This window comes from Ruminococcus sp. AF20-12LB (assembly GCF_003478985.1).
Taxonomy (GTDB): Bacteria; Bacillota; Clostridia; order Lachnospirales; family Lachnospiraceae; genus Blautia_A.
In genome coordinates this window covers 133,217-153,437 of the sequence record NZ_QUGH01000003.1, presented here as the reverse complement: position 1 = coordinate 153,437, position 20,221 = coordinate 133,217, and the positions used below count along the sequence as shown (strand labels likewise).

The window sequence follows — 20,221 nt, the reverse complement described above, 5'->3', positions numbered from 1 at the left end:
GCAGCTGTGCGTAAGACGCTTATATGATCATTTGTGGAGGATTTTATGGGGAATATTCTGGATTATCTTGACTGGAGAGGAGATATTACCTTTGAGCAGTCACCCTTTAATGAAGTTGACAATCTGATACTGGCGTGTTTTTCCTATCTTGATCTGGATGAGATGGCAGAAGTAAAAAACGGAAATACTCTTTCTGTAGAAGAACTCTTTGCGGCTTTTTCCAGACGGGAAATAAAGAAGGATCTGAAAGCAGAAAGCGCATTTCTGCAGAATACACCGGTGCTCCTTGAAAAAATGGCCTGTGCGGAGAGATTCCGGAAATGTACAGTAGGAGGCTTTGTCAATGAAATCCTTTCCCGTCAGGCTCAGCAGTTTGCGGCAGTGACTATAGGACTGGATGATGGAACCACATATATTTCATTTCGTGGAACCGATGATACCATTGTGGGGTGGAAGGAGGATTTTAACTTAAGCAACGGAGTTGTTCCTTCGCACAGAAAAGCGTTGGAATATCTGGAAACGCATGGAACTTATATACAGTCCATGCTGCGGATCGGCGGTCATTCCAAAGGAGGAAATCTGGCTATGTATACAGCGATGCAGTGCAGTGACATCCTGCAGGAAAAGATTCTTTCTGTCTATGATAATGATGGTCCGGGTTTTCCGGAAGGATTTTTCAGTCCCGGAAGAGTGGAAAGGGTTTTGCCAAAAGTCACTCGTATCATTCCCGAGGCATCTGTGATCGGGATGCTGCTCAGCCACCAGAAAGATCCGCTGATCGTAGCCAGTACACAGAAGGGAATCCTGCAGCATGATGCTTTTACCTGGGAGGTAATGGGGCCATCCTTTATAGAGAAAGAAAGTTTGACAAGAAGAGCTGCGGCGTCAGACCGAAGTCTTCATAAATGGATCGACCATATGGATGAAAAGCAGAGAGAGCATCTCATCGGGGAACTCTTTTCTGTGCTGGAAGCAACCGGAGCAGATACCATTTCCCAAATCCAGGAAGGCGGTCTGAAAAGTCTGGCTGCCATGGTGCGCCAGCTGGATAAACTGGAACCACAGTCAAAAGCTATGGTGCAGGAGCTGATCACCGGACTTTTTGGCAGCTGGCTGGAATTGCTTCCTCTGCCGGAACTTGACAAAAAGCGTTTTCTGCCATAACATAGGAGTTACTCTGATAAAATTGGAAAAAACGGAAAGGGGACATCAGAAAATGAACGAAAAAGTCGTAAATGCGGCCCTTCTTGGTCTCGGAACAGTAGGGACCGGTGTATATAAAGTGATCAAAAGCCAGGAGCAGGAAATGACAGCTAAGCTTGGATGCCAGGTAAAGATCACAAAGATCCTGGTGCGTAACCTTGAGAAAGCATCCGGGAAGGTAGATGATCCTTCTGTTCTTACAACGGACTGGGCAGATATTGAGGGAGATCCTTCCATTGATATTGTGATCGAGCTGATCGGTGGAATCGAGCCGGCACGTACTTATATCCTTGCAGCACTGAAAGCCGGCAAGAACGTTGTAACTGCAAATAAGGATCTGATCGCAGTCCACGGAAAAGAGATCCTGGAAACTGCCAGGGCAGCACAGAAGGATTTTCTGTTTGAGGCAGCAGTTGCCGGAGGAATCCCGATCATCAGCCCGTTGAAGAACAGTCTTGAGGCCAACCATGTAACGGAAGTTATGGGAATCGTAAACGGAACTACGAACTTTATCCTTACCAAGATGTCCCAGGAAGGAATGGAATTTTCAGATGCACTTGCGCTTGCTACAGAGCTTGGATATGCAGAGGCGGATCCTACTGCAGATATCGAAGGAATTGATGCAGGAAGAAAGGTTGCCATCCTTGCATCAGTTGCCTTCAATTCCAGAGTTACCCTTGATAATGTTCATATAGAAGGAATCACAAAGATCACGGCAAAGGATATCCGTTACGCAAAAGAAATGGGCTGCGAGATCAAGCTTCTGGGTGTTGCACGCTGTCAGGAGGACGGCGTTGAGGCCTATGTCTGCCCGATGCTGATCCCGGCAGAGCATCCCCTTGCATCCGTCAATGATTCTTATAATGCAGTTTTTGTACACGGAGATGCAGTAGGAGATACCATGTTCTATGGACGTGGAGCAGGTGAGCTTCCTACAGCAAGTGCGGTCGCCGGTGATGTATTTGAGGTAGTTCGTAATATGAAGGCAGATTGCTGCGGAAGAGTAGGCTGCACCTGCTATAAGACACTTCCGGTAAAAGATATGGCAGATACCCATAACCGCTATTTCCTCCGCCTGCAGGTAGAGGACCGCTGCGGTGTGCTGGCTGAGATCCTGGAGCATTTTGCAAAATATCAGGCAAGCGTGGCACAGATCATGCAGAAAGAAAGCAAGAGACCGGATACTGCAGAGGTTGTTGTGATCACTAAACTTGTAAGTGAGGGCGCTTTCTTTAAGGTCAAGGAAGAGCTGGAAAATAGCGCATCTGTAAGAAAGATTTCTTCTATGATCCGTGTATACCAGAAATAATATCTTTCGCGTAAATTTACAGATCAGCCGCATTAGTTGTCAGGAAATTGGAAACAGACAAATTTTTGTCAAAGAAAACGTTGCAAAATTTCTGGATTTTGGTACTATATAAAATGGAAAACAAAAGAATCCTGAATGGTACAGAGGGTTTCAGAATCATTGAAGAGCTGTGCCGGACAGATTTTCGATCAAAGATAAGAAGGGGAAAATTATGAGCAAAAAACCAACAGTTTTAATGATCCTTGATGGATACGGACTCAATGACAGACATGACGGAAATGCTGTATATGAGGCAAAAACACCGGTTATGGACGGACTCATGAAAGATTATCCGTTTGTAAAAGGCAATGCCAGCGGTCTTGCGGTAGGTCTTCCGGACGGACAGATGGGTAACTCCGAGGTTGGTCATATGAACATGGGCGCAGGCCGTATCGTATACCAGGAGCTTACAAGAATCACAAAAGAGATCCAGGACGGCGATTTCTTCAAGAATGAGGCACTTCTTGCTGCTATGAAGAACGCAAAAGACAATGATTCCGCGATCCATTTTATGGGACTTCTTTCTGACGGTGGCGTACACAGCCACAATACACATCTCTATGGACTTCTTGAGATGGCAAAGAGAGAGGGACTTAAGAAAGTTTACGTACACTGCTTCCTGGATGGACGTGACACACCGCCTGCATCCGGTAAAGAGTTTGTAGAGCAGCTGGAAGCCAAAATGAAAGAGATCGGCGTTGGTGAGATCGGTGTGATCTCCGGACGTTATTATGCAATGGATCGTGATAACCGCTGGGATCGTGTTGAGCTTGCATATAAAGCTCTTACACAGGGCGAAGGCGTAAAGGGAACAGATGCTGCAGCAGCAGTTCAGGCTTCCTATGATGCTGACAAGACAGATGAATTTGTGCTTCCGACTGTTATCGAGAAAGACGGCAAACCGGTTGCAACTATTTCCGATAAGGATTCCGTTGTATTCTTCAACTTCCGTCCGGACCGTGCAAGAGAGATCACAAGAGCTTTCTGTGATGACGATTTTAAGGGCTTTGAGAGAGCAAAGAGACTGGATACCACATTCGTATGCTTCACAGAGTATGATGATACCATCCAGAATAAGCTGGTAGCATTCCACAAGGTTCTTCTTCACAATACCTTCGGTGAGTACCTTGCAGCTCACGATATGACACAGGCACGTATCGCCGAGACAGAGAAATATGCACATGTTACATTCTTCTTCAACGGTGGTGTTGAGGAGCCAAACAAAGGAGAGGACAGAATCCTTGTAAAATCCCCGAAGGTTCCGACCTACGATATGCAGCCGGAGATGAGCGCACCGGAGGTTTGTGAAAAGCTTGTAGAGGCGATCAAGTCTGACAAGTATGATGTGATCATCATCAACTTTGCTAACCCGGATATGGTTGGCCATACAGGTGTTGAGGCAGCTGCGATCAAGGCTGTTGAGACTGTTGATGCGTGTGTCGGTAAGGCTGTAGAGGCGATCAAAGAGGTTGACGGACAGCTCTTTATCTGCGCTGACCATGGTAACGCAGAGCAGCTTGTAAATTATGAAACAGGTGAGCCATGGACAGCTCATACAACTAACCCGGTACCGTTTATCCTTGTAAACGCAGATCCGAAATACACACTTCGTGAGAACGGATGTCTTGCAGATATCGTTCCGACTCTGATCCAGCTTATGGGTATGGAGCAGCCGAAGGAAATGACAGGAGAGTCTCTTCTTGTTGAGAAATAAATAAGTTTCACGGAATCCCGGCAGATTTTTACGGATCTGCCGGGTTTTTTTATCCGATCGTTCCTGCTTCCACACATGAAAAAAATTTTCAAAATCATCTTGTAAAATCATTCCATTTCAACTATAATCCCTCTGATACATAAAAACAGGTAACTTTTGATTAACTGTAAAGTTACAGAAAGAATAATAAAAAGAATAACAAAAAGCAGCACAAAGTTTATGAACGATCAAATTAAATGGGGGGAAGGAAGATTTCATGAAAACAGACATGACGCAGGGAAAACCGGTAAAAGTGCTCCTGGGATTTACGATCCCGGTATTTATCGGTAATGTATTTCAGCAGTTCTACAATATGGTAGATGCGGTGGTTGTAGGAAAATTTGTAGGAACAAAGGCACTGGCGGCAGTTGGCTCAACAGGAACTATCATCTTTTTGATCATAGGCTTTCTTCTGGGACTTACTGCCGGTTTTACCGTACTGACTGCACAGAAGTACGGTGCGGGAAAAATGGATGAGATGCGTCAGACCGTGGGAAATGCACTGATCCTGACAGCGCTGATCTCGGCAGTGATGACAGCAGTCAGCATGACAGGTATGCATGCACTTCTGAAATTTATGCACACGCCGGATGATATTTTCAAGGATGCATATGCTTACGTTATGATCATCTGCGGAGGGATTTTTGCCCAGGCATTATATAATATCCTGGCCAGTATTCTTCGTGCACTGGGAAACAGTAAGGTACCACTGTATTTTCTGATCTTGTCTGCAATGCTGAATATTGTGCTTGACCTTGTATTTATCATCGTGTTTAAACTGGGAGCACCTGGAGCAGCCTGGGCTACCATTATTTCCCAGGGAGTTTCAGGAGTCTTATGTCTGGTATATATCTGGAAGTTTGTGCCGGAGCTCCGTATGAAAAAAGAAGACTGGTATTTCAGACGTAACCTCGCAGCCAAGCAGATCGGTGTGGGAATCCCAATGGGACTGCAGTATTCTATCACGGCGATCGGAACCATGATGGTACAGTCCGCCTTAAATATGCTTGGCTCCTATGCGGTGGCGGCGTTTACAGCAGGAAGTAAGATCGAGCAGATCTTCACCCAGGCATTTGTGGCACAGGGAACTGCCAGCGCTACCTACAATGCACAGAATATCGGAGCCGGAAAGCTTGAGAGAGTGCGGGAAGGTTTTCGAGCTTCGCATTTTATAGGAATTGTATATTCTGTTGTTGTTGGTGGTTTTCTGTTCTTTGCGGGAAAATATTTCGCATATCTGTTTATCTCAGACAACATTGGAGAAGTACTTCCTATGGTAGCAATCTATGTAAAATGTGTGGCATTGTTTTTTATTCCTCTGTATTTTGTCAATGTGCTGCGAAACGGGATCCAGGGAATGGGCTATGGTCTTCTTCCTATGATGGCCGGTGTGGCTGAGCTTGCAGGAAGAGGGATCACCGCTACCATTGCGGCCGGAAAAAGCAGCTATATCGGTACCTGTCTTGCAAGTCCGGTGGCCTGGATCTTTGCGACGGTGCTCCTTTGGGTAATGTACTTCTATGTTATGAAAGATATGGCGCGGAAGCTGTACGGTACAAATAAGTTATAAAAAAAACATGAAATGAGATGCAATTTCTGGAAAGTATGATATAATGAAAAGGCTGGTGAGTAAGACCAGAAAGTATCAATGGAAAGGTGCCTTTTTGAAGGCACATGAACATAGAGGTGGATAAATATGAGCAACGATGAAAAGAGGGATATCGAGGACAGGATCAATGATGCCATGGCAAAGATCGTCAGTGATACTGTAGGAGAGCCTCATCCTGAAAATAAAAAAGACAGATCAGCTGCTCACAAGTCGGCAAGACCTTCGAAATCAGCAAGGCCAAGGAAAATCACCTACGTACCTATCGATGAATCTGAATTTGAACCTATCGTTATACCCGAAAAGAAAAAGCATAAGGCACTGAAGGTGACCGGAATGATCGCTGCCATGGTTTTTGTAGTGGTGGGCTGTGCATATGCAGGATTATCCTATTATTACACCAGTCATTTCTTTGAGGGCACAACGATCAACGGGATTGACAGCTCCAACAGGACTGCATATGAGGTGGAGCAGGAAATCGCAAAAAAAATGGAAGGCTATTCCATCCAGGTAAAGGCCAGAAATCAGGATACGCAGACCATAGAGGGAGCGGATATTGATTATCGTTATATATCCAGTGGTGAAGTTCTGAAGCTTCTGAAAGAGCAGAAGCCCTACGAATGGGTGAAAGGATTTTTTGAAAAGACGACTTACACGGCCAGTGAGCAGACTGCTTTTGACAAGTTAAAGCTGGAGACAGAAGTGAAAGGACTGAATTGTGCCCGGAAAGAGAATCAGGTAGCACCGGAGAACGCGTACGTAAGCTTTAATGATTCCGAATTTACGATCGTGCCGGATACAGAGGGAAGTCAGCTGAAGGTAAAAGAAGCCTATCAGATGATCAGTGATGCTATCAGCAGCGATGAAGGTGAAGTAGATCTTGGCAGTAACCCGGATGCTTATGTGAAGGCAGATGTGACCAGTGACAATGCAGATCTGCAGGCAACGGTGGATGCATATAATAACTTTGCGAGGGCAAGCATCACCTACACATTTGGAGATGAGACAGTAACACTTGATGGAAGCACCATCAAAAACTGGCTGCAGTTTGGCGAAAAGGGGCAGCTGATCCAGGATGATGCATCCTTCAAACAGCATATCGTGGATTATGTGGCACAGCTTGCTGCGGATCATGATACAGTAGGTACAGAGCGTCAGTTCCAGACAACAAGCGGAAGAACTGTTTCGGTTTCCGGTTCTGCATATGGCTGGAAAATCGATCAGGACGGAGAGGTGGCACAGCTTACCCAGGAGATCCAGTCCGGGGCTCAGACGACCAGAGAGCCGGTTTATTCCATGAGAGCCAATTCTTATGGTGTGAATGATCTGGGAAATACCTACATTGAAGTGGACCTTACAGAACAGTATATGTGGTATTATCAGGATGGAAATGTGATCTTTGAATCAGATATCGTATCCGGACTTGCAAGTGATCCGGAGAGAAAAACACCTCCTGGAATCTTCACCTTGTACTATAAGAAGAGCCCGGATGTGCTCCGTGGCACCAAGAAAGCAGACGGAACCTATTCCTATGAACAGCCGGTAACCTACTGGATGCCGTTTAACGGAGGCATTGGATTCCATGATGCAGACTGGCAGCCGTATTTTGGAGGCGACCGGTATCTGACCGGAGGTTCCCACGGCTGTATCAATATGCCACCGGATAAAGCGGGAGAGCTTTACAACATTATCCAGTATAATGTACCGATCGTCTGTTTCTATTGATCGGATCTGTAGTCAAAAAACAAACAGGAGCCAGCCGGTGATCCGGTGTGTGGCTCCTGTTCTTTAGCAGGAGGAAAATATTATGTTTGATCAGTCATTCAGCTTTATACTTACAATCGCAGCACTGGTAGTAGGCTTTATGCTTTTTACCGGACACGGTTCCATTTTTATGAAAGGCGGAAACACACAGGCCAGAAACCAGAAGTATGATGAGAAAAAAATGGAAAAGGCTTCAGGAATCTGTCTGATACTTATCGGAGTGGCTACAGGAGTTGACGCATTCACCACAAGTGTAGCAGCAAAGATCGCCTATGTAGTAATTCTGTTTGTGATACTTGTGGTATTTCTGTTTGTACTCAGAACAAAATGTATCAAAAAATGATCAAAAATATCAGAACTCCCCGTGAAACGGTAACCTGTCTGATCAGGCTCCGGTATTTGCGGGGAGTTTTTCTGTCTGTATTTATTTTAATTTCGTTCGGCTGGTCTGTCGGAATGTCAGAGTAAAGATGATTCCCTTTACGATGGAAGTAAGGGAAAGTGCCCACCAGATACCATTAAGTCCCATTCCTGCATGAGTCAGCAGCATGGCAAGCGGGATTCTGGCCCCTGTCAGGATAATACTGATGATACTGCAGAGCTTGGTCATACCAAGGCCGGACAGTGCACCGATGGTCATCAGCTCAATGGCCATGAAAGCCTCACAGAAGCCGATGATGATCAGGTAATTTACAGAAATCCCAAGGGATTCCGGATCATGGAAAAATAAACCGGAGATCGGGCGTGGGAGCAGCACAAAGGCTGCAGTTATGATAAGGCCCCAGATTGTCAGGATACCAAAGGAAATACGGTAGCCATGGCGGATGCGGTCGTATTTTTTTGCACCGAAATTCTGTGCGGTAAAAGCATTTAAGGCAGAGGCAAAGCCGTCCGCGGTGTTCCAGGAAACGGATTCGATCTGTCCGCCCACACGCTGGACAGCAATGGCAGCAGCACCGAAGGCGGAAACCATTCTGGTCAGTACCATGGAGATCATACAGTAGATCATGCTCTGGATAGCGGTTGGAAAACCAATGCGGAAGATATTTTTATAAAATTTTCCCGGAAAACGTGAAAAAAGATGAAGTTCACGAAGTACATTTGGTTCCAGCCCGGAAGTAAAGATCCGGAAAAACAGCACTGCAAAAACCAGGAACTGTGCAGTTACTGTGGCAATGGCAGCACCTACCGTTTCAAGCCGTGGAAAAGGTCCAATGCCAAGGATCAGGAGCGGATCCAGGAACATATTTCCCACAAGTCCAAGAAAATTGGCCATCAGCGGAGACCTGGAGTCTCCCTGGGCTGTAAAAAGTCCGGTGAGAGTCAGGTTCAGGAAGGAAAAAATGATCAGTCCGCAGGTGATCAGCATATAAGATCTGGCAGAAGAATATGCTTCCGGGTCTGTCAGATTAAAAAATCCGATCAGAGGATCAAGAAATATAATACTTGCTGCAGCAAATAAAAGACCGAACAGAATGGTCATCTGCAGGGCACTGGCCGCGTAGGAACGTGCCTCTTTATAATCCTTCCGGCCGCAGGACTGTGCTGTGTTTACCTGTCCGCCCATTCGCGGAAGGGCTACCAGTCCCTGGGAAAGCCACACATACATGCCGCCCACACCGACACCGGCAACTGCCTTGGAGCCCAGAAGTCCGATCCAGGCCATATCTGTGATATTATAGGCAGTTCCAAGAAGGGAAGATGCCATGATTGGCAGAGCAAGCTCTGAAAGCGTTTTCAGGATCGGACCGGAAGTAAGGTCTATGGATTTTGATCTTTTCATACTCATCTGCATATCTCCGTAAGGTCAAAAGGCCTGGTGATCCGGTAATCCGGTTTATCCACCTGCCCGAAACCGTATTCGGCAAAGATAAAAGGAACTCCTGCTTTCCGGCAGGCATTAAAGTCTCCTAAGGTATCACCGATATAAACCGGATCGGATAGATTATTGTCCTCGCGGATCTTCATGATATTTTCCGCTTTGGCCATGCCGGTGTCACCGGGACAGAGATGGCCCTTGAAATAGTGTCCGAAGCCTGTGGATTTCAGGAACACTTCAATATATCCGGCCTGGCAGTTACTGACGATAAAAAGAGGGAAACGGCTGGAAAGAATCTTCAGTGTTTCCTCAAGATCCGGATACAGCGGAGCACATTTGCGAAGAAGTGCTTCGTGCTCTGCCTGGCAGCAGCCGTCGATGATACGAAGCTGTTCTGCTTCCGGAAGCTCAGGGAAAAGAGCTCTTGCGATATCCGGCAGCAGCTGGCCAAAAAGCCCCATCAGTCGTTTGGCGCTTACATCGGTATCCATGTGCTCCGTATGGATAAGGTAATCACTCCAGGCCTCAGCTACGATCCCGGTGGAATCCCAGAGCGTACCGTCAACATCAAAAATAATACTGTCCATCAGAAAAACCTCCCCAAAAACTATGATATGTAAAAAATGCAACCCTTTGTACCGGACATAGTACAAAAACAAGTTACTGTTCATTCAATTCTCAGTAACATCAAAACAATTCTATATGAGAAAAGAAAAAAAAGCAACTGCGCTTTTGAAGATTTTATGTTATAGTAAAGGTTACGAGGGAAAAACTATGAATTATAAGAATACGATCAGAGGTATATTCAAAGACAGACCTAACCGTTTTATCGCTCATGTGCAGATCGGGGATCAGCTGGAAACGGTCCATGTGAAGAATACGGGCAGATGCCGGGAGCTTCTTGTTCCGGAAGCAGAAGTGATCCTGGAAAAGAGTGACAATCCTGCCAGGAAAACGAAATACGATCTGATCAGTGTGAACAAGGAGGGCCGCTGGATCAATATGGATTCCCAGGCCCCAAATAAAGCAGCAGAAGAGTGGGTGGCAGCCGGAAATCTTTTTCCGGAGAAAGTGACTGTCAGGAGAGAAAAGACGTATGGAAACTCCCGTTTTGACCTGTATGTGGAATCCGGGAAGCGAAAGGCTTTTATCGAGGTAAAAGGCGTCACCCTGGAAGAAAATAATATCGTGCGCTTTCCGGACGCACCTACAGAACGGGGGATCAAGCATCTCTGTGAGCTTATGCATGCAGCAGCTGACGGCTATGAGGCTTATCTTCTTCTGGTGATCCAGATGAAGGATGTAAGGTATTTTGAACCAAACTGGGAGACACATCCGGAATTCGGAGAAACACTTAAGGCGGCAGCAGATGCCGGTGTCCACATCCTGGCCTATGACTGTGCCGTCACGGAAGATTCCATAAAGATCTGTGATCCGATACCGGTAAGATTATAGAAAGGAAACGATATGCCTGAAAACATTGCAGAACCCCTTCTGAAATGGTACGATAAAAACAAAAGGATCCTGCCCTGGAGAGATAAAGACAATGCCTATTATACCTGGGTATCTGAGATCATGCTCCAGCAGACCCGGGTGGAAGCTGTGAAACCTTATTTTCAGCGCTTTATCCGGGAACTTCCGGATGTAGCAGCCCTTGCGGCGGCGCCGGAAGAGAAGATCATCAAGCTGTGGGAAGGCCTTGGCTATTACAGCCGTGTCCGCAACATGCAGAAAGCGGCTGTTCATGTCATGGAAGAATATGGAGGCAGAATCCCTGAGGATTTTGAGACACTTCTCTCGTTAAAAGGAATAGGAAGATATACGGCAGGTGCCATTGCGTCCATTGCCTACGGAAAAAAAGTCCCTGCAGTAGATGGAAATGTGTTGCGGGTATACGCAAGACTTACCGAAAACCGTGGAGATATCATGAAACAGTCTGTACGGAAATCGGTGGAAAATGACCTTACAGAGCAGATGTCAGAGGACAGACCCGGGGATTTCAACCAGGCTATGATGGAGCTGGGAGCTGTAGTCTGTGTTCCAAACGGAAAAGCAAAGTGCGAAGAATGTCCGCTGGGGCATTTCTGCCTTGCCAGAAAGCATGGCACTGTAGAAGAACTTCCCGTAAAAGCACAAAAAAAATCCCGAACGACAGAACAGAGAACAGTCCTTGTGATCCAGGACGGAGCAGGCACAGCAATCCGTAAACGTCCGGATACAGGACTTCTGGCAGGCCTTTATGAGCTTCCAAATGTGGAAGGCCATCTGACGGAGAATGCAGCACTTGCCCGGGTAAAAGCCATGGGGCTGGAACCACTGCGGATCGAAGCACTGCCAGATGCGAAGCACATTTTTTCCCATATTGAATGGAGGATGTGTGCTTATCGCATCGCTGTATCCTCTCTGGAAGAAGCACCGCAAGGGGAGTTTCTGTTTGTGGATAAGAGTGAATCCGATAAAAAATATGCAATACCATCTGCGTTTCGCGCATACACCAGATATATGAAGGAGGAAAACACATGAAACTTTTGAGCGTAGCAATACCATGCTATAATTCAGAGGCTTATATGTCAAAATGCATCAATTCCCTGCTGATCGCAGGAGAGGAAGTGGAGATCATCATTGTAGATGATGGCTCCAGTGACCGTACTGCCGAGATCGCAGACGATTATGCCGAGAAATATCCAACTATTGTAAAAGTCATACATCAGGAAAATGGCGGCCATGGACAGGCAGTCAACACAGGAATCAAAAACGCAACAGGACTTTATTTCAAGGTTGTGGACAGTGATGACTGGGTAAATCAGGACGCCTATTATGAGGTCCTGAAAACACTTTATGAACTGACACGTGGGGCTGAGACTGTGGATCTTCTCATCAGTAATTTCGTTTATGAGAAGCAGGGAGCTACCCGCAAAAAGGTCATGCAGTACAGACACTGTTTTCCGACAAACCAGATTTTCGGATGGGATGAGGTACGCCACATGAAAAAAGGCCAGTATCTCCTTATGCATTCCATGATATACCGTACAAAACTTCTCCATGACTGTGGAATGGAGCTTCCGAAGCATACGTTCTACGTAGATAACCTGTTTGCGTTTGAGCCGCTTCCCTATGTGAAAAATCTCTATTATCTGGATGTGAATTTCTATCGGTATTTTATTGGAAGAGATGATCAGTCTGTCAATGAGAAAGTGATGATCAAGCGTATCGATCAGCAGATCCGTGTAAACAAACTGATGGTGGACGCTTATCTGAAGGCTAATGTGAGCAACCGCAGACTTCGTGCTTATATGTTCAGCTATCTGGATATCATCACAACCGTTTCTTCGATCATGCTGGTAAGAGCTGCAACGCAGGAATGCCTGGATAAAAAACAGGAGCTGCAGGATTACATCAAGGACCAGAATATGGGACTGTATCGGAAGCTTCGGAGAAGTCTCTTCGGAAGAGTGTCCAATCTTCCCGGAAGAGGTGGAAGAAAGATGTTTGTGGCAGCATATAAGATCTGTCAGAAGTTTTATGGATTTAATTAAAAAAAGCCCCCAACGGGGCTTTTTTTTATAAATTCTGTTCCGGCTTCTTCTTACGCATACGGGATAGGGAGCGCTGTTCCTCGTAGTCATCCACTCTCTGTGGATAGAACAGGAGATGGCCGAACAGTGCCAGTGTGGTACCAAGGCATACATCGATCACAGAATGCTGCTTGATAAACATGGTGGACAGGATGATCAGAACTGAAAGGATCAGAGCTCCTCGCCGGAGCCATTTCCTGTCTTTTAGTGCCTGGCAGTGATGAATGGCAAAATAAACAGCCAGGGAATTAAATACATGGATACTTGGCAGGATATTGGTGGGAGTATCTGTCCGATAGATCTCAGCCACCAGTCGTGTAAAGATGTTGCTTCTGGGAAATACTGCAGGACGGAGATGCTGAACGTTCGGATAGATGTAGGAAACAACAAGGAAAACCGTCATTCCCATCATCAGGTTGAAGATCAGCTGGAAATATTCCTTTTTATTCTTATTGCGAAACAGGAAATACACAACCGTCATTATCACATATGGAAACCACAAAAGGTACGGAATAATAAAAATCTCGCAGAACGGGATCATATCATCAAAAACAGTATGTACAACATGGTAGGCTCGTACAGGCCGGTGCTCCAGATATCCAAACAGGATAAGATAGGCAACGAAATAGATCGCTATGATAAAACCGTGCCTGTATTTTTTTATCTTACTCAACATTTTGCCGCTCCTTTTCTTGAGGTATGGCTGATGTCAGCCTTAAGCTTCTTTTTTGTTAAGTATCTACCTGCTACTATAACACAGGCATTATGATTTTTAAAGGTTTCTTTTCAATGGTCACAGAAAATTCACGCTGGATTCCGCCGGATTCTCCGTCTTTATGCACAGGAAGGGAATGGGCACTTGTAATATGTACGTTCCTGCACTGTAAAATATGTACACCTCGAATGCGGGTATGTTTTCCCCAGAGAGCGCTCGGCAGGCAGAACAGCATTTTCAGCTTGGAGATTCCTTCAATAACGATCACATCCAGTAAACCATCCTCCGGACTGGCGTTCGGACAGAATTTAAAGCCTCCGCCTTCATATTTCTGGTTCATTACAGCCGCAAACCAGGTCCTGCTGAAGGTTTGTGGCTTGTTCCCGTCAAGCGTTAACGTGATCGGGGACGGGGTGAGGAAAAGAAATTGTTTCAGTGCCACCATAAGGTAAATGAGTTTACCCATATGGAGACGGTTGAGAAATTTTTTGCCAGGTGTGATCAGAACTTCCTGACAGATTGCTGCATCGTAGCCTATTCCTGCACTGATGCCGAAACGGTAGGAATGGCTGCCAAGATGTAGCACAGGAACATCCATGGAAATGGTCCGTCTGTTTTCAAGGATAGAGCGAAGCGCTTCAAAAGGATCAAAGGGCAGGCCCATACTGCGGCAGAAATCGTTGCCGGATCCGACCGGAATAAATCCAAAAACAACCGAAGACAGATCAATGATCCCGGTAAGTACTTCGTAAATAGTGCCGTCACCACCTACAGTTACCAGAGTTACCGGATCCTCCGGTGTTCCGGCGGCACTGATCCTCTGTGCCAGTACTGTGGCGTGTCCCACATATTCTGTGAGAAAATACTGATATGAGATCCCCTGACTTTCCATGATGCTGCGAAGCCGGTTCCAGACATTACGCCCCTCACCGGATCTTGAATTGGGATTCACAATAAAAGAATACATAATAAAAACCTCCAAACAACTCTCTGCTTTATCATAACATTGACGTTTGGCTTTTACAAATTAAAATTTCTTAAGGATTTCTATATTTTACATAAACTTAACCTTTTTTCTATGCTGGATTTTACGAATGCACCTTATACTTGCACGTATCAGATGAAAAATGAAGCTGGAGGAAAATTATGATATATCTTGTGGAAGATGATGAAAGTATCCGTGAACTTGTTGTATATACATTAAACAGTCAGGGACTGGAGGCACAGGGTTTTGAAAGGCCGTCACTTTTCTGGAAAGCGCTGGAAAAAGAACTGCCTTCACTGGTGCTTCTGGACATTATGCTTCCGGAGGAAGACGGACTGTCTATTTTAAAAAAAATCCGTATCCGTCCGGATGTACGGAAACTTCCGGTGATCATGCTTACTGCAAAAGGAAGCGAGTTTGATACCGTGGTAGGTCTGGACAGCGGTGCAGATGATTATATTCCGAAGCCATTTCGTATGATGGAGCTGATCTCCAGGGTACGTGCCCTTCTTCGGAGATCAGAGGACAATGGCGCAGAGGAGTATCGTATGGAAAATCTTTATGTATGTCCGGGAAGACATGAGGTAACTGTTGATCAGGAGCCTGTGAATCTGACACTGAAAGAATACGAGATGCTTTGTCTCCTTCTGAAAAACAGTGGTACGGTTCTTTCCAGGACACAGCTTTTAAATCAGATCTGGGGATATGAATTCGACGGAGAAAGCAGAACCGTAGATGTACATATCCGTACCCTTCGCCAGAAGCTTGGCCCGGCAGGAGATCTGGTGGAAACAGTTCGTGGAGTGGGCTATAAGATCAGCGGAAAATGTGCATGAACAGCTGCTGAGAGTAATATGAAATTAAAGAGCATTTCGACGGAAAAAGGCTTCGGCCCTTTTCTGGACGAAGTGCTTTTTTCATGCTATAATAGTTGAACCCCGGAGCTCTGAAAAACAGGCTCCAAATAGTAAGAGGTGAAAGAAAAAAATATGAAATCATTAGTAATTGCGGAGAAGCCATCAGTTGCCAGAGACATTGCCAGAGTCCTCCACTGCAGTCAGAAGGGGAACGGAACCCTGGAAGGAAAAGACTATGTAGTGACCTGGGCCCTGGGACATCTGGTAACACTGGCAGATCCGGAAGAATACGATAAAAAATATACCAAATGGGAGCTTTCCACGCTCCCCATGATGCCGGAGAAAATGAAACTGGTGGTGATACGCCAGACCTCCAAGCAGTACAATGCGGTGAAAACCCAGCTTTACAGGAAGGATATCGGAGAGATCATCATTGCCACAGATGCCGGACGTGAGGGAGAACTGGTAGCAAGGTGGATCCTTGCAAAGGCAGACTGCCATAAACCTATTAAGCGTCTGTGGATCTCATCAGTAACGGACAAAGCGATCCGCGACGGCTTTGCCCACCTTAAAAACGGCCATGATTATGATGATCTTTACCGTGCGGCACAGGCCAGGGCGGAGGCGGACTGGCTGGTGGGAATGAACGGGACCAGAGCACTGACCTGTAAATATAATGCCCAGCTTTCCTGCGGACGTGTGCAGACTCCCACCCTTGCCATGATCGCAAGAAGAGAGCAGGAGATCAGGGAATTTAAGCCGGAGGATTATTACGGGATCACTCTGCAGGCAGGAAATGTACGCTGGACCTGGCGTGACGGAAAAAGCGGAAGCCTCCGTACCTTTAAGAAGGAGCGTGCCCAGGAGATACAGACAAAGGCAGGAAAAAGCAGCCTTACTATAACAAAGGTTTCCAGAAAGCCGAAGAAAACCTATGCACCGGGGCTTTATGACCTGACCACTCTTCAGAGAGAAGCCAATCAGAAATACGGCTTTTCTGCAAAGGAAACTCTGAATATCATGCAGAGGCTCTATGAGAATCACAAAGTCCTTACCTACCCAAGAACGGATTCCAGATATATAGGAAAAGATGTAGTTCCTACCATTAAAGAACGTCTTCAGGCTTGTGGAACCGGCCCTTATCGGAAACTTGCCGGTGCGCTGGCCAATAAACCGATCCAGACCAGTGCAGGCTTTGTGGATGACAAAAAAGTCAGTGACCATCATGCCATCATTCCTACAGAACAGTTTGTACAGCTGGATCATATGACCAATGAGGAACGGAAGATTTACGATATGGTAGTACGCCGTTTTCTGAGTGTGTTGTATCCGCCGGCTGTATATGAGCAGGTAAACATGGAAGGAACTGCAGCAGGAGAAACTTTCGCTGCAAGCGGACGTATTGTAAAAAGTGCAGGGTGGAGAGAAGTTTATGAAGGCGGCTGGCAGGATGATGAAGAAGAGGAATCCGGTGATAAGCTGAAAGACCAGAAGCTTCCGGAGCTTACGGAAGGTCAGATACTTACTGTGGAAGGCGCTGCTCTTACAGCAGGCAAAACAAAACCTCCTGCAAGATTTACAGAGGCCACGCTGCTGGGAGCCATGGAGAATCCGATCCACTTTATGGAAAGCCATGACAAAAAAGCAGTGAAAACACTGGGCGAAACCGGAGGTCTTGGAACGGTGGCCACAAGAGCCGATATTATTGAAAAGCTTTTCAACAGCTTTATGATGGAAAAAAGAGGCAATGAGATCTATATTACCTCCAAGGCGAAACAGCTTCTGGAGCTGGTTCCGGAAGAACTGAAAAAGCCGGAGCTTACCGCAGACTGGGAGATGAAGCTCAGTGATATTGCAAACGGAAAGCTCCGTCAGGATAAGTTCCTCACAGGAATCCGTGAATATGCCTGCGAGATCGTAAATGAGATCAAAAGCGGACAGGGAACCTTCCGCCATGACAATATGACAAACAAGAAATGCCCTAACTGCGGCAAACATCTCCTGGCAGTCAATGGAAAGAATGCAAAAATGCTGGTGTGTGAGGACCGGGAATGCGGATACAGAGAGACAGTATCCAGAGCCACCAATGCGCGCTGTCCGAAATGCCATAAGCGTATGGAGATGCTTCTGAAGGGAAAGGAAGAGACCTTTGTATGTCAGTGTGGCTATAAAGAAAAGCTTTCATCCTTCCAGGCAAGACGAGCCAAAGAGGGTGCAGGAGTAAATAAGCGTGATGTGCAGCGTTATCTTAAGAAACAGCAGAAAGAGGCCAATGAGCCGGTGAACAATGCATTTGCACAGGCTTTGTCAGGAATTAAACTGGATTAAATAAATTGTCTGTCCGAATATCCGGGGTTCGGATGAGAGGAAGACCGGATGCAGATACGTCGGTCGGAGAAATGTGTCTGGCAGAACAGGACAGCAGAAAGAGAGGAAAACGATATGGGATTACAGGATGATAGAATGTCAGGAAATATTCAGGATATCGCAAGACTGATCACAAGACTTCTTCTTAAGGGAGATATGCCGCAGTATACCCTTCCCGCAGCAGAGGCAGATTATACAGAGGCAGACCGGCTTTTTAAGAAGGTTATCGGACTTGCTGATGAGGGTGACATCAACGGAGCGGAAAATGAGCTGCTTATGAATATGGAGGACGATGATCCGGATTATCTGGAGCTTGCCCTTACCTTTTATCTGTATCTTAATGATATGGACGTAGATTACCTGGATGATCACGATTATTCCAGGGAGGAGATCCTGGACGGGTTGAAAAGCCTGGCTGAGGACTGGGGAGTCACAGGACTGGAGGCACTTGTCTGATGCGGCGGGAGGTTACCCTGGAGGAAATTTCCGACGGCCGTTTATATGAGGCAAATGACATGGTAAAGGCAGACTGTCAGGACTGTAAGGGCTGTTTTGACTGCTGTACGGGAATGGGAGATTCTGTTGTACTGGATCCGCTGGATGTATGGCGGTTAAGCCAGGGACTTCATTTAAGTGTGGACCAGCTTCTTGCCGGAAAAATAGAGCTTGGCGTCACAGACGGAAATATCCTGCCGCATCTTAGGATGACAGGGGCAGAGGAACGATGCGTATTTCTGAATGGCAGCGGAAGATGCTCCATCCACAGCTTCCGTCCGGGCTTCTGCCGTTTGTTCCCACTGGGAAGATACTATGAGGACGGTGGTTTTAAATACATCCTTCAGATCCACGAGTGCAAAAAGACCAGCCGCAGTAAGATCAAGGTCCGGAAATGGGTAGATACTCCGGATTTTCGAAATTACGAAAAATTTGTCTGTGACTGGCATTATTTTCTTCTGGATGTCCAGGCGGTTCTCTATGAGAGCGAGGACAGTGATCTGATTCGAAATCTGAACATGTATGTGGTGAACCAGTTTTACAGGAAGCCTTATGATGAGAAGCGGGATTTTTATGAGCAGTTTTATGAGAGACTTGCGGATGGAAAAGAGCTCCTGAGTCTTGGGGTGTGAAACAGACCAGGCAGCGAGTTAGCTGAGCTTACCTGCCTGAAAGTCTCTCATGCGGAGGGAAGAAAGGATTTTTTACATATGAACTTAAATCAGCTTACATATTTTGTGACTCTTGCCCAGATCGAAAATTATACCAGAGCAGCCAAGAGGCTGGATATTACGCAGCCAAGTCTGAGTCATGCGATCTCCAACCTTGAGAAGGAACTGCAGGTTCCCCTTTTTGAGCGCCATGGAAGAAATGTGACCATGACCAAATACGGGGAAATGTTTCTGAAGTATGTGCAGGACTCCTTACATATACTGAATCTTGGTGTGGAGAGGATACAGGAAGCGGCAAGGATTCCGGGAGGAAGTATTTCCATCGGGTATATCCATACCCAGGGACGAAGATTTATCCCGGAGCTTGTTCGAGGATTCCTTAATGAACAGGAAGGGAAGAAGATTGATTTCCGTTTTCAGAATGCAGCTACCGGAAGTCTGATCCGTGGTCTGAAGGAAGAGAAATTCGACGTGATCTTCTGTTCCAGGGCAGAGGGAGAGAAGGAGATCAGCTTTGTGCCGGTGTCAGAAGAAAAGCTGGTGGCTGTAGTGCCTGAGAACCATGCTCTTGCAGACAGAAATTCAGTGACCATAAAAGAACTGGGGCAGTATCCGCAGGTGACCTTTACCCCTGCAAGCGGATTGTATTTTGTGATCCGGGAGCTTTTCGAAAAAGAAGGACTTTCACCGGAGACGGCCTTTGAGGTAGAAGAGGATGGTGCACTGGCAGGTATGGTGGCGGAGGAATTTGGTGTTGGCATTGTGCCGGATGTACCGGTGATCCATACACTTCCTGTGAAAATCTTAAATATCGAGAATCTTCACTGCCGTCGATATATATATATGGGAATGATGAAAAACCGGTATCCAAGTGCGCTTGTGGAGCAGTTCCGGGATTATATATACAAGCATTACCGGATTTATGAAGTGATACAGTAGAATCCAGGTGATAAAATTTCTGTAAAAAATCTCTGCCTCTGTAATAGGGCGGAGATTTTTTTGATACAGATCCTGGCGTGAATACCTGCGTCAGATATCCTTGCCGTGTGTTAAATTATAAAAA

General features: G+C 46.2%; 18 protein-coding genes. 14 read left to right on the top strand and 4 right to left on the bottom strand.

What is annotated here, in order from left to right; all coding sequences use genetic code 11:
- Window positions 1–45: 45 nt before the first annotated feature.
- From DWX61_RS05065 to DWX61_RS05040, 6 genes are all read left to right on the top strand, one after another.
- Window positions 46–1,164 (top strand): Mbeg1-like protein, encoded by a 1,119-nt coding sequence (locus DWX61_RS05065; RefSeq protein WP_118608581.1) that lies wholly within the window; start codon window positions 46–48, stop codon window positions 1,162–1,164.
- Between the two features lie 52 nt (window positions 1,165–1,216).
- A complete protein-coding gene (locus DWX61_RS05060; RefSeq protein WP_118513128.1) occupies window positions 1,217–2,512 on the top strand; it encodes a homoserine dehydrogenase in 1,296 nt (431 codons plus the stop codon).
- A gap of 211 nt (window positions 2,513–2,723) precedes the next feature.
- Window positions 2,724–4,265: a 2,3-bisphosphoglycerate-independent phosphoglycerate mutase gene (gene gpmI / locus DWX61_RS05055; RefSeq protein ID WP_118513054.1), complete on the top strand. Its 1,542-nt coding sequence runs from the start codon at window positions 2,724–2,726 to the stop codon at window positions 4,263–4,265.
- Window positions 4,266–4,521: 256 nt separating this feature from the next.
- A complete protein-coding gene (locus DWX61_RS05050; RefSeq protein ID WP_118513055.1) occupies window positions 4,522–5,874 on the top strand; it encodes an MATE family efflux transporter in 1,353 nt (450 codons plus the stop codon).
- A 126-nt stretch (window positions 5,875–6,000) separates the two neighbouring features.
- A complete protein-coding gene (locus tag DWX61_RS05045) occupies window positions 6,001–7,635 on the top strand; it encodes a L,D-transpeptidase family protein (protein WP_243119085.1) in 1,635 nt (544 codons plus the stop codon).
- Between the two features lie 82 nt (window positions 7,636–7,717).
- Complete coding sequence (locus DWX61_RS05040; RefSeq protein ID WP_118608580.1) at window positions 7,718–8,017, top strand: DUF3784 domain-containing protein; 300 nt, start codon at window positions 7,718–7,720, stop codon at window positions 8,015–8,017.
- An 81-nt stretch (window positions 8,018–8,098) separates the two neighbouring features.
- Here DWX61_RS05040 and DWX61_RS05035 read toward each other — a convergent pair whose 3' ends face one another.
- Both DWX61_RS05035 and DWX61_RS05030 read right to left on the bottom strand, forming a co-directional pair.
- Window positions 8,099–9,463, bottom strand: coding sequence for an MATE family efflux transporter (locus DWX61_RS05035; RefSeq protein WP_118608579.1), 1,365 nt, complete (start codon window positions 9,461–9,463; stop codon window positions 8,099–8,101).
- Complete coding sequence (locus tag DWX61_RS05030) at window positions 9,460–10,080, bottom strand: HAD family hydrolase (protein ID WP_118513058.1); 621 nt, start codon at window positions 10,078–10,080, stop codon at window positions 9,460–9,462. Before DWX61_RS05030 ends, DWX61_RS05035 begins: the two co-directional genes overlap by 4 nt.
- A 187-nt stretch (window positions 10,081–10,267) precedes the next feature.
- Here DWX61_RS05030 and sfsA point away from each other — a divergent pair, with 187 nt between their 5' ends.
- The 3 genes from sfsA to DWX61_RS05015 are packed head-to-tail and all read left to right on the top strand — an operon-like array spanning window position 10,268 to window position 13,029.
- A complete protein-coding gene (gene sfsA / locus DWX61_RS19185; RefSeq protein WP_118624141.1) occupies window positions 10,268–10,948 on the top strand; it encodes a DNA/RNA nuclease SfsA in 681 nt (226 codons plus the stop codon).
- Window positions 10,949–10,960: 12 nt separating this feature from the next.
- On the top strand, window positions 10,961–12,016 hold the full coding sequence (gene mutY / locus DWX61_RS19180) for an A/G-specific adenine glycosylase (protein WP_118624139.1): 1,056 nt from the start codon (window positions 10,961–10,963) through the stop codon (window positions 12,014–12,016).
- The gene (locus tag DWX61_RS05015; RefSeq protein ID WP_118608576.1) at window positions 12,013–13,029 is read left to right on the top strand and encodes a glycosyltransferase family 2 protein; all 1,017 of its coding nucleotides are present in this window, start codon (window positions 12,013–12,015) and stop codon (window positions 13,027–13,029) included. Before mutY ends, DWX61_RS05015 begins: the two co-directional genes overlap by 4 nt.
- A 25-nt stretch (window positions 13,030–13,054) precedes the next feature.
- Here DWX61_RS05015 and DWX61_RS05010 read toward each other — a convergent pair whose 3' ends face one another.
- Together DWX61_RS05010 and DWX61_RS05005 are read right to left on the bottom strand one after the other, a co-directional pair.
- Window positions 13,055–13,744, bottom strand: coding sequence for a phosphatase PAP2 family protein (locus tag DWX61_RS05010; RefSeq protein WP_118513062.1), 690 nt, complete (start codon window positions 13,742–13,744; stop codon window positions 13,055–13,057).
- Window positions 13,745–13,817: 73 nt separating this feature from the next.
- On the bottom strand, window positions 13,818–14,750 hold the full coding sequence (locus DWX61_RS05005) for a diacylglycerol/lipid kinase family protein (RefSeq protein WP_118513063.1): 933 nt from the start codon (window positions 14,748–14,750) through the stop codon (window positions 13,818–13,820).
- Window positions 14,751–14,929: 179 nt separating this feature from the next.
- Between DWX61_RS05005 and DWX61_RS05000 the strand changes: the two genes are divergently transcribed.
- The 5 genes from DWX61_RS05000 to DWX61_RS04980 all read left to right on the top strand — a co-directional run bounded on the left by DWX61_RS05000 (window position 14,930) and on the right by DWX61_RS04980 (window position 20,097).
- Window positions 14,930–15,604 (top strand): response regulator transcription factor, encoded by a 675-nt coding sequence (locus DWX61_RS05000; RefSeq protein ID WP_021652293.1) that lies wholly within the window; start codon window positions 14,930–14,932, stop codon window positions 15,602–15,604.
- A 153-nt stretch (window positions 15,605–15,757) separates the two neighbouring features.
- A complete protein-coding gene (locus DWX61_RS04995; RefSeq protein WP_118624137.1) occupies window positions 15,758–17,953 on the top strand; it encodes a DNA topoisomerase III in 2,196 nt (731 codons plus the stop codon).
- A 114-nt stretch (window positions 17,954–18,067) separates the two neighbouring features.
- Window positions 18,068–18,448, top strand: a complete 381-nt coding sequence (locus tag DWX61_RS04990) for a DUF6483 family protein (protein ID WP_118513131.1) — start codon at window positions 18,068–18,070, stop codon at window positions 18,446–18,448.
- Entirely contained in the window at window positions 18,448–19,119 is a 672-nt protein-coding gene (locus DWX61_RS04985; protein ID WP_118513064.1) for a YkgJ family cysteine cluster protein, read from the top strand. Before DWX61_RS04990 ends, DWX61_RS04985 begins: the two co-directional genes overlap by 1 nt.
- A gap of 78 nt (window positions 19,120–19,197) precedes the next feature.
- On the top strand, window positions 19,198–20,097 hold the full coding sequence (locus tag DWX61_RS04980) for a LysR family transcriptional regulator (RefSeq protein ID WP_015527022.1): 900 nt from the start codon (window positions 19,198–19,200) through the stop codon (window positions 20,095–20,097).
- The last annotated feature ends 124 nt before the right edge of the window (window positions 20,098–20,221 follow it).

Bases quoted from the DNA above. Each gene is read 5' to 3' on its own strand.
- DWX61_RS05065 (WP_118608581.1), top strand. From the start codon at position 46: ATGGGGAATATTCTGGATTATCTTGACTGGAGAGGAGATATTACCTTT.
- DWX61_RS05060 (WP_118513128.1), top strand. From the start codon at position 1,217: ATGAACGAAAAAGTCGTAAATGCGGCCCTTCTTGGTCTCGGAACAGTA.
- gpmI (WP_118513054.1), top strand. From the start codon at position 2,724: ATGAGCAAAAAACCAACAGTTTTAATGATCCTTGATGGATACGGACTC.
- DWX61_RS05050 (WP_118513055.1), top strand. From the start codon at position 4,522: ATGAAAACAGACATGACGCAGGGAAAACCGGTAAAAGTGCTCCTGGGA.
- DWX61_RS05045 (WP_243119085.1), top strand. From the start codon at position 6,001: ATGAGCAACGATGAAAAGAGGGATATCGAGGACAGGATCAATGATGCC.
- DWX61_RS05040 (WP_118608580.1), top strand. From the start codon at position 7,718: ATGTTTGATCAGTCATTCAGCTTTATACTTACAATCGCAGCACTGGTA.
- DWX61_RS05035 (WP_118608579.1), bottom strand. From the start codon at position 9,463: ATGAGTATGAAAAGATCAAAATCCATAGACCTTACTTCCGGTCCGATC.
- DWX61_RS05030 (WP_118513058.1), bottom strand. From the start codon at position 10,080: ATGGACAGTATTATTTTTGATGTTGACGGTACGCTCTGGGATTCCACC.
- sfsA (WP_118624141.1), top strand. From the start codon at position 10,268: ATGAATTATAAGAATACGATCAGAGGTATATTCAAAGACAGACCTAAC.
- mutY (WP_118624139.1), top strand. From the start codon at position 10,961: ATGCCTGAAAACATTGCAGAACCCCTTCTGAAATGGTACGATAAAAAC.
- DWX61_RS05015 (WP_118608576.1), top strand. From the start codon at position 12,013: ATGAAACTTTTGAGCGTAGCAATACCATGCTATAATTCAGAGGCTTAT.
- DWX61_RS05010 (WP_118513062.1), bottom strand. From the start codon at position 13,744: ATGTTGAGTAAGATAAAAAAATACAGGCACGGTTTTATCATAGCGATC.
- DWX61_RS05005 (WP_118513063.1), bottom strand. From the start codon at position 14,750: ATGTATTCTTTTATTGTGAATCCCAATTCAAGATCCGGTGAGGGGCGT.
- DWX61_RS05000 (WP_021652293.1), top strand. From the start codon at position 14,930: ATGATATATCTTGTGGAAGATGATGAAAGTATCCGTGAACTTGTTGTA.
- DWX61_RS04995 (WP_118624137.1), top strand. From the start codon at position 15,758: ATGAAATCATTAGTAATTGCGGAGAAGCCATCAGTTGCCAGAGACATT.
- DWX61_RS04990 (WP_118513131.1), top strand. From the start codon at position 18,068: ATGGGATTACAGGATGATAGAATGTCAGGAAATATTCAGGATATCGCA.
- DWX61_RS04985 (WP_118513064.1), top strand. From the start codon at position 18,448: ATGCGGCGGGAGGTTACCCTGGAGGAAATTTCCGACGGCCGTTTATAT.
- DWX61_RS04980 (WP_015527022.1), top strand. From the start codon at position 19,198: ATGAACTTAAATCAGCTTACATATTTTGTGACTCTTGCCCAGATCGAA.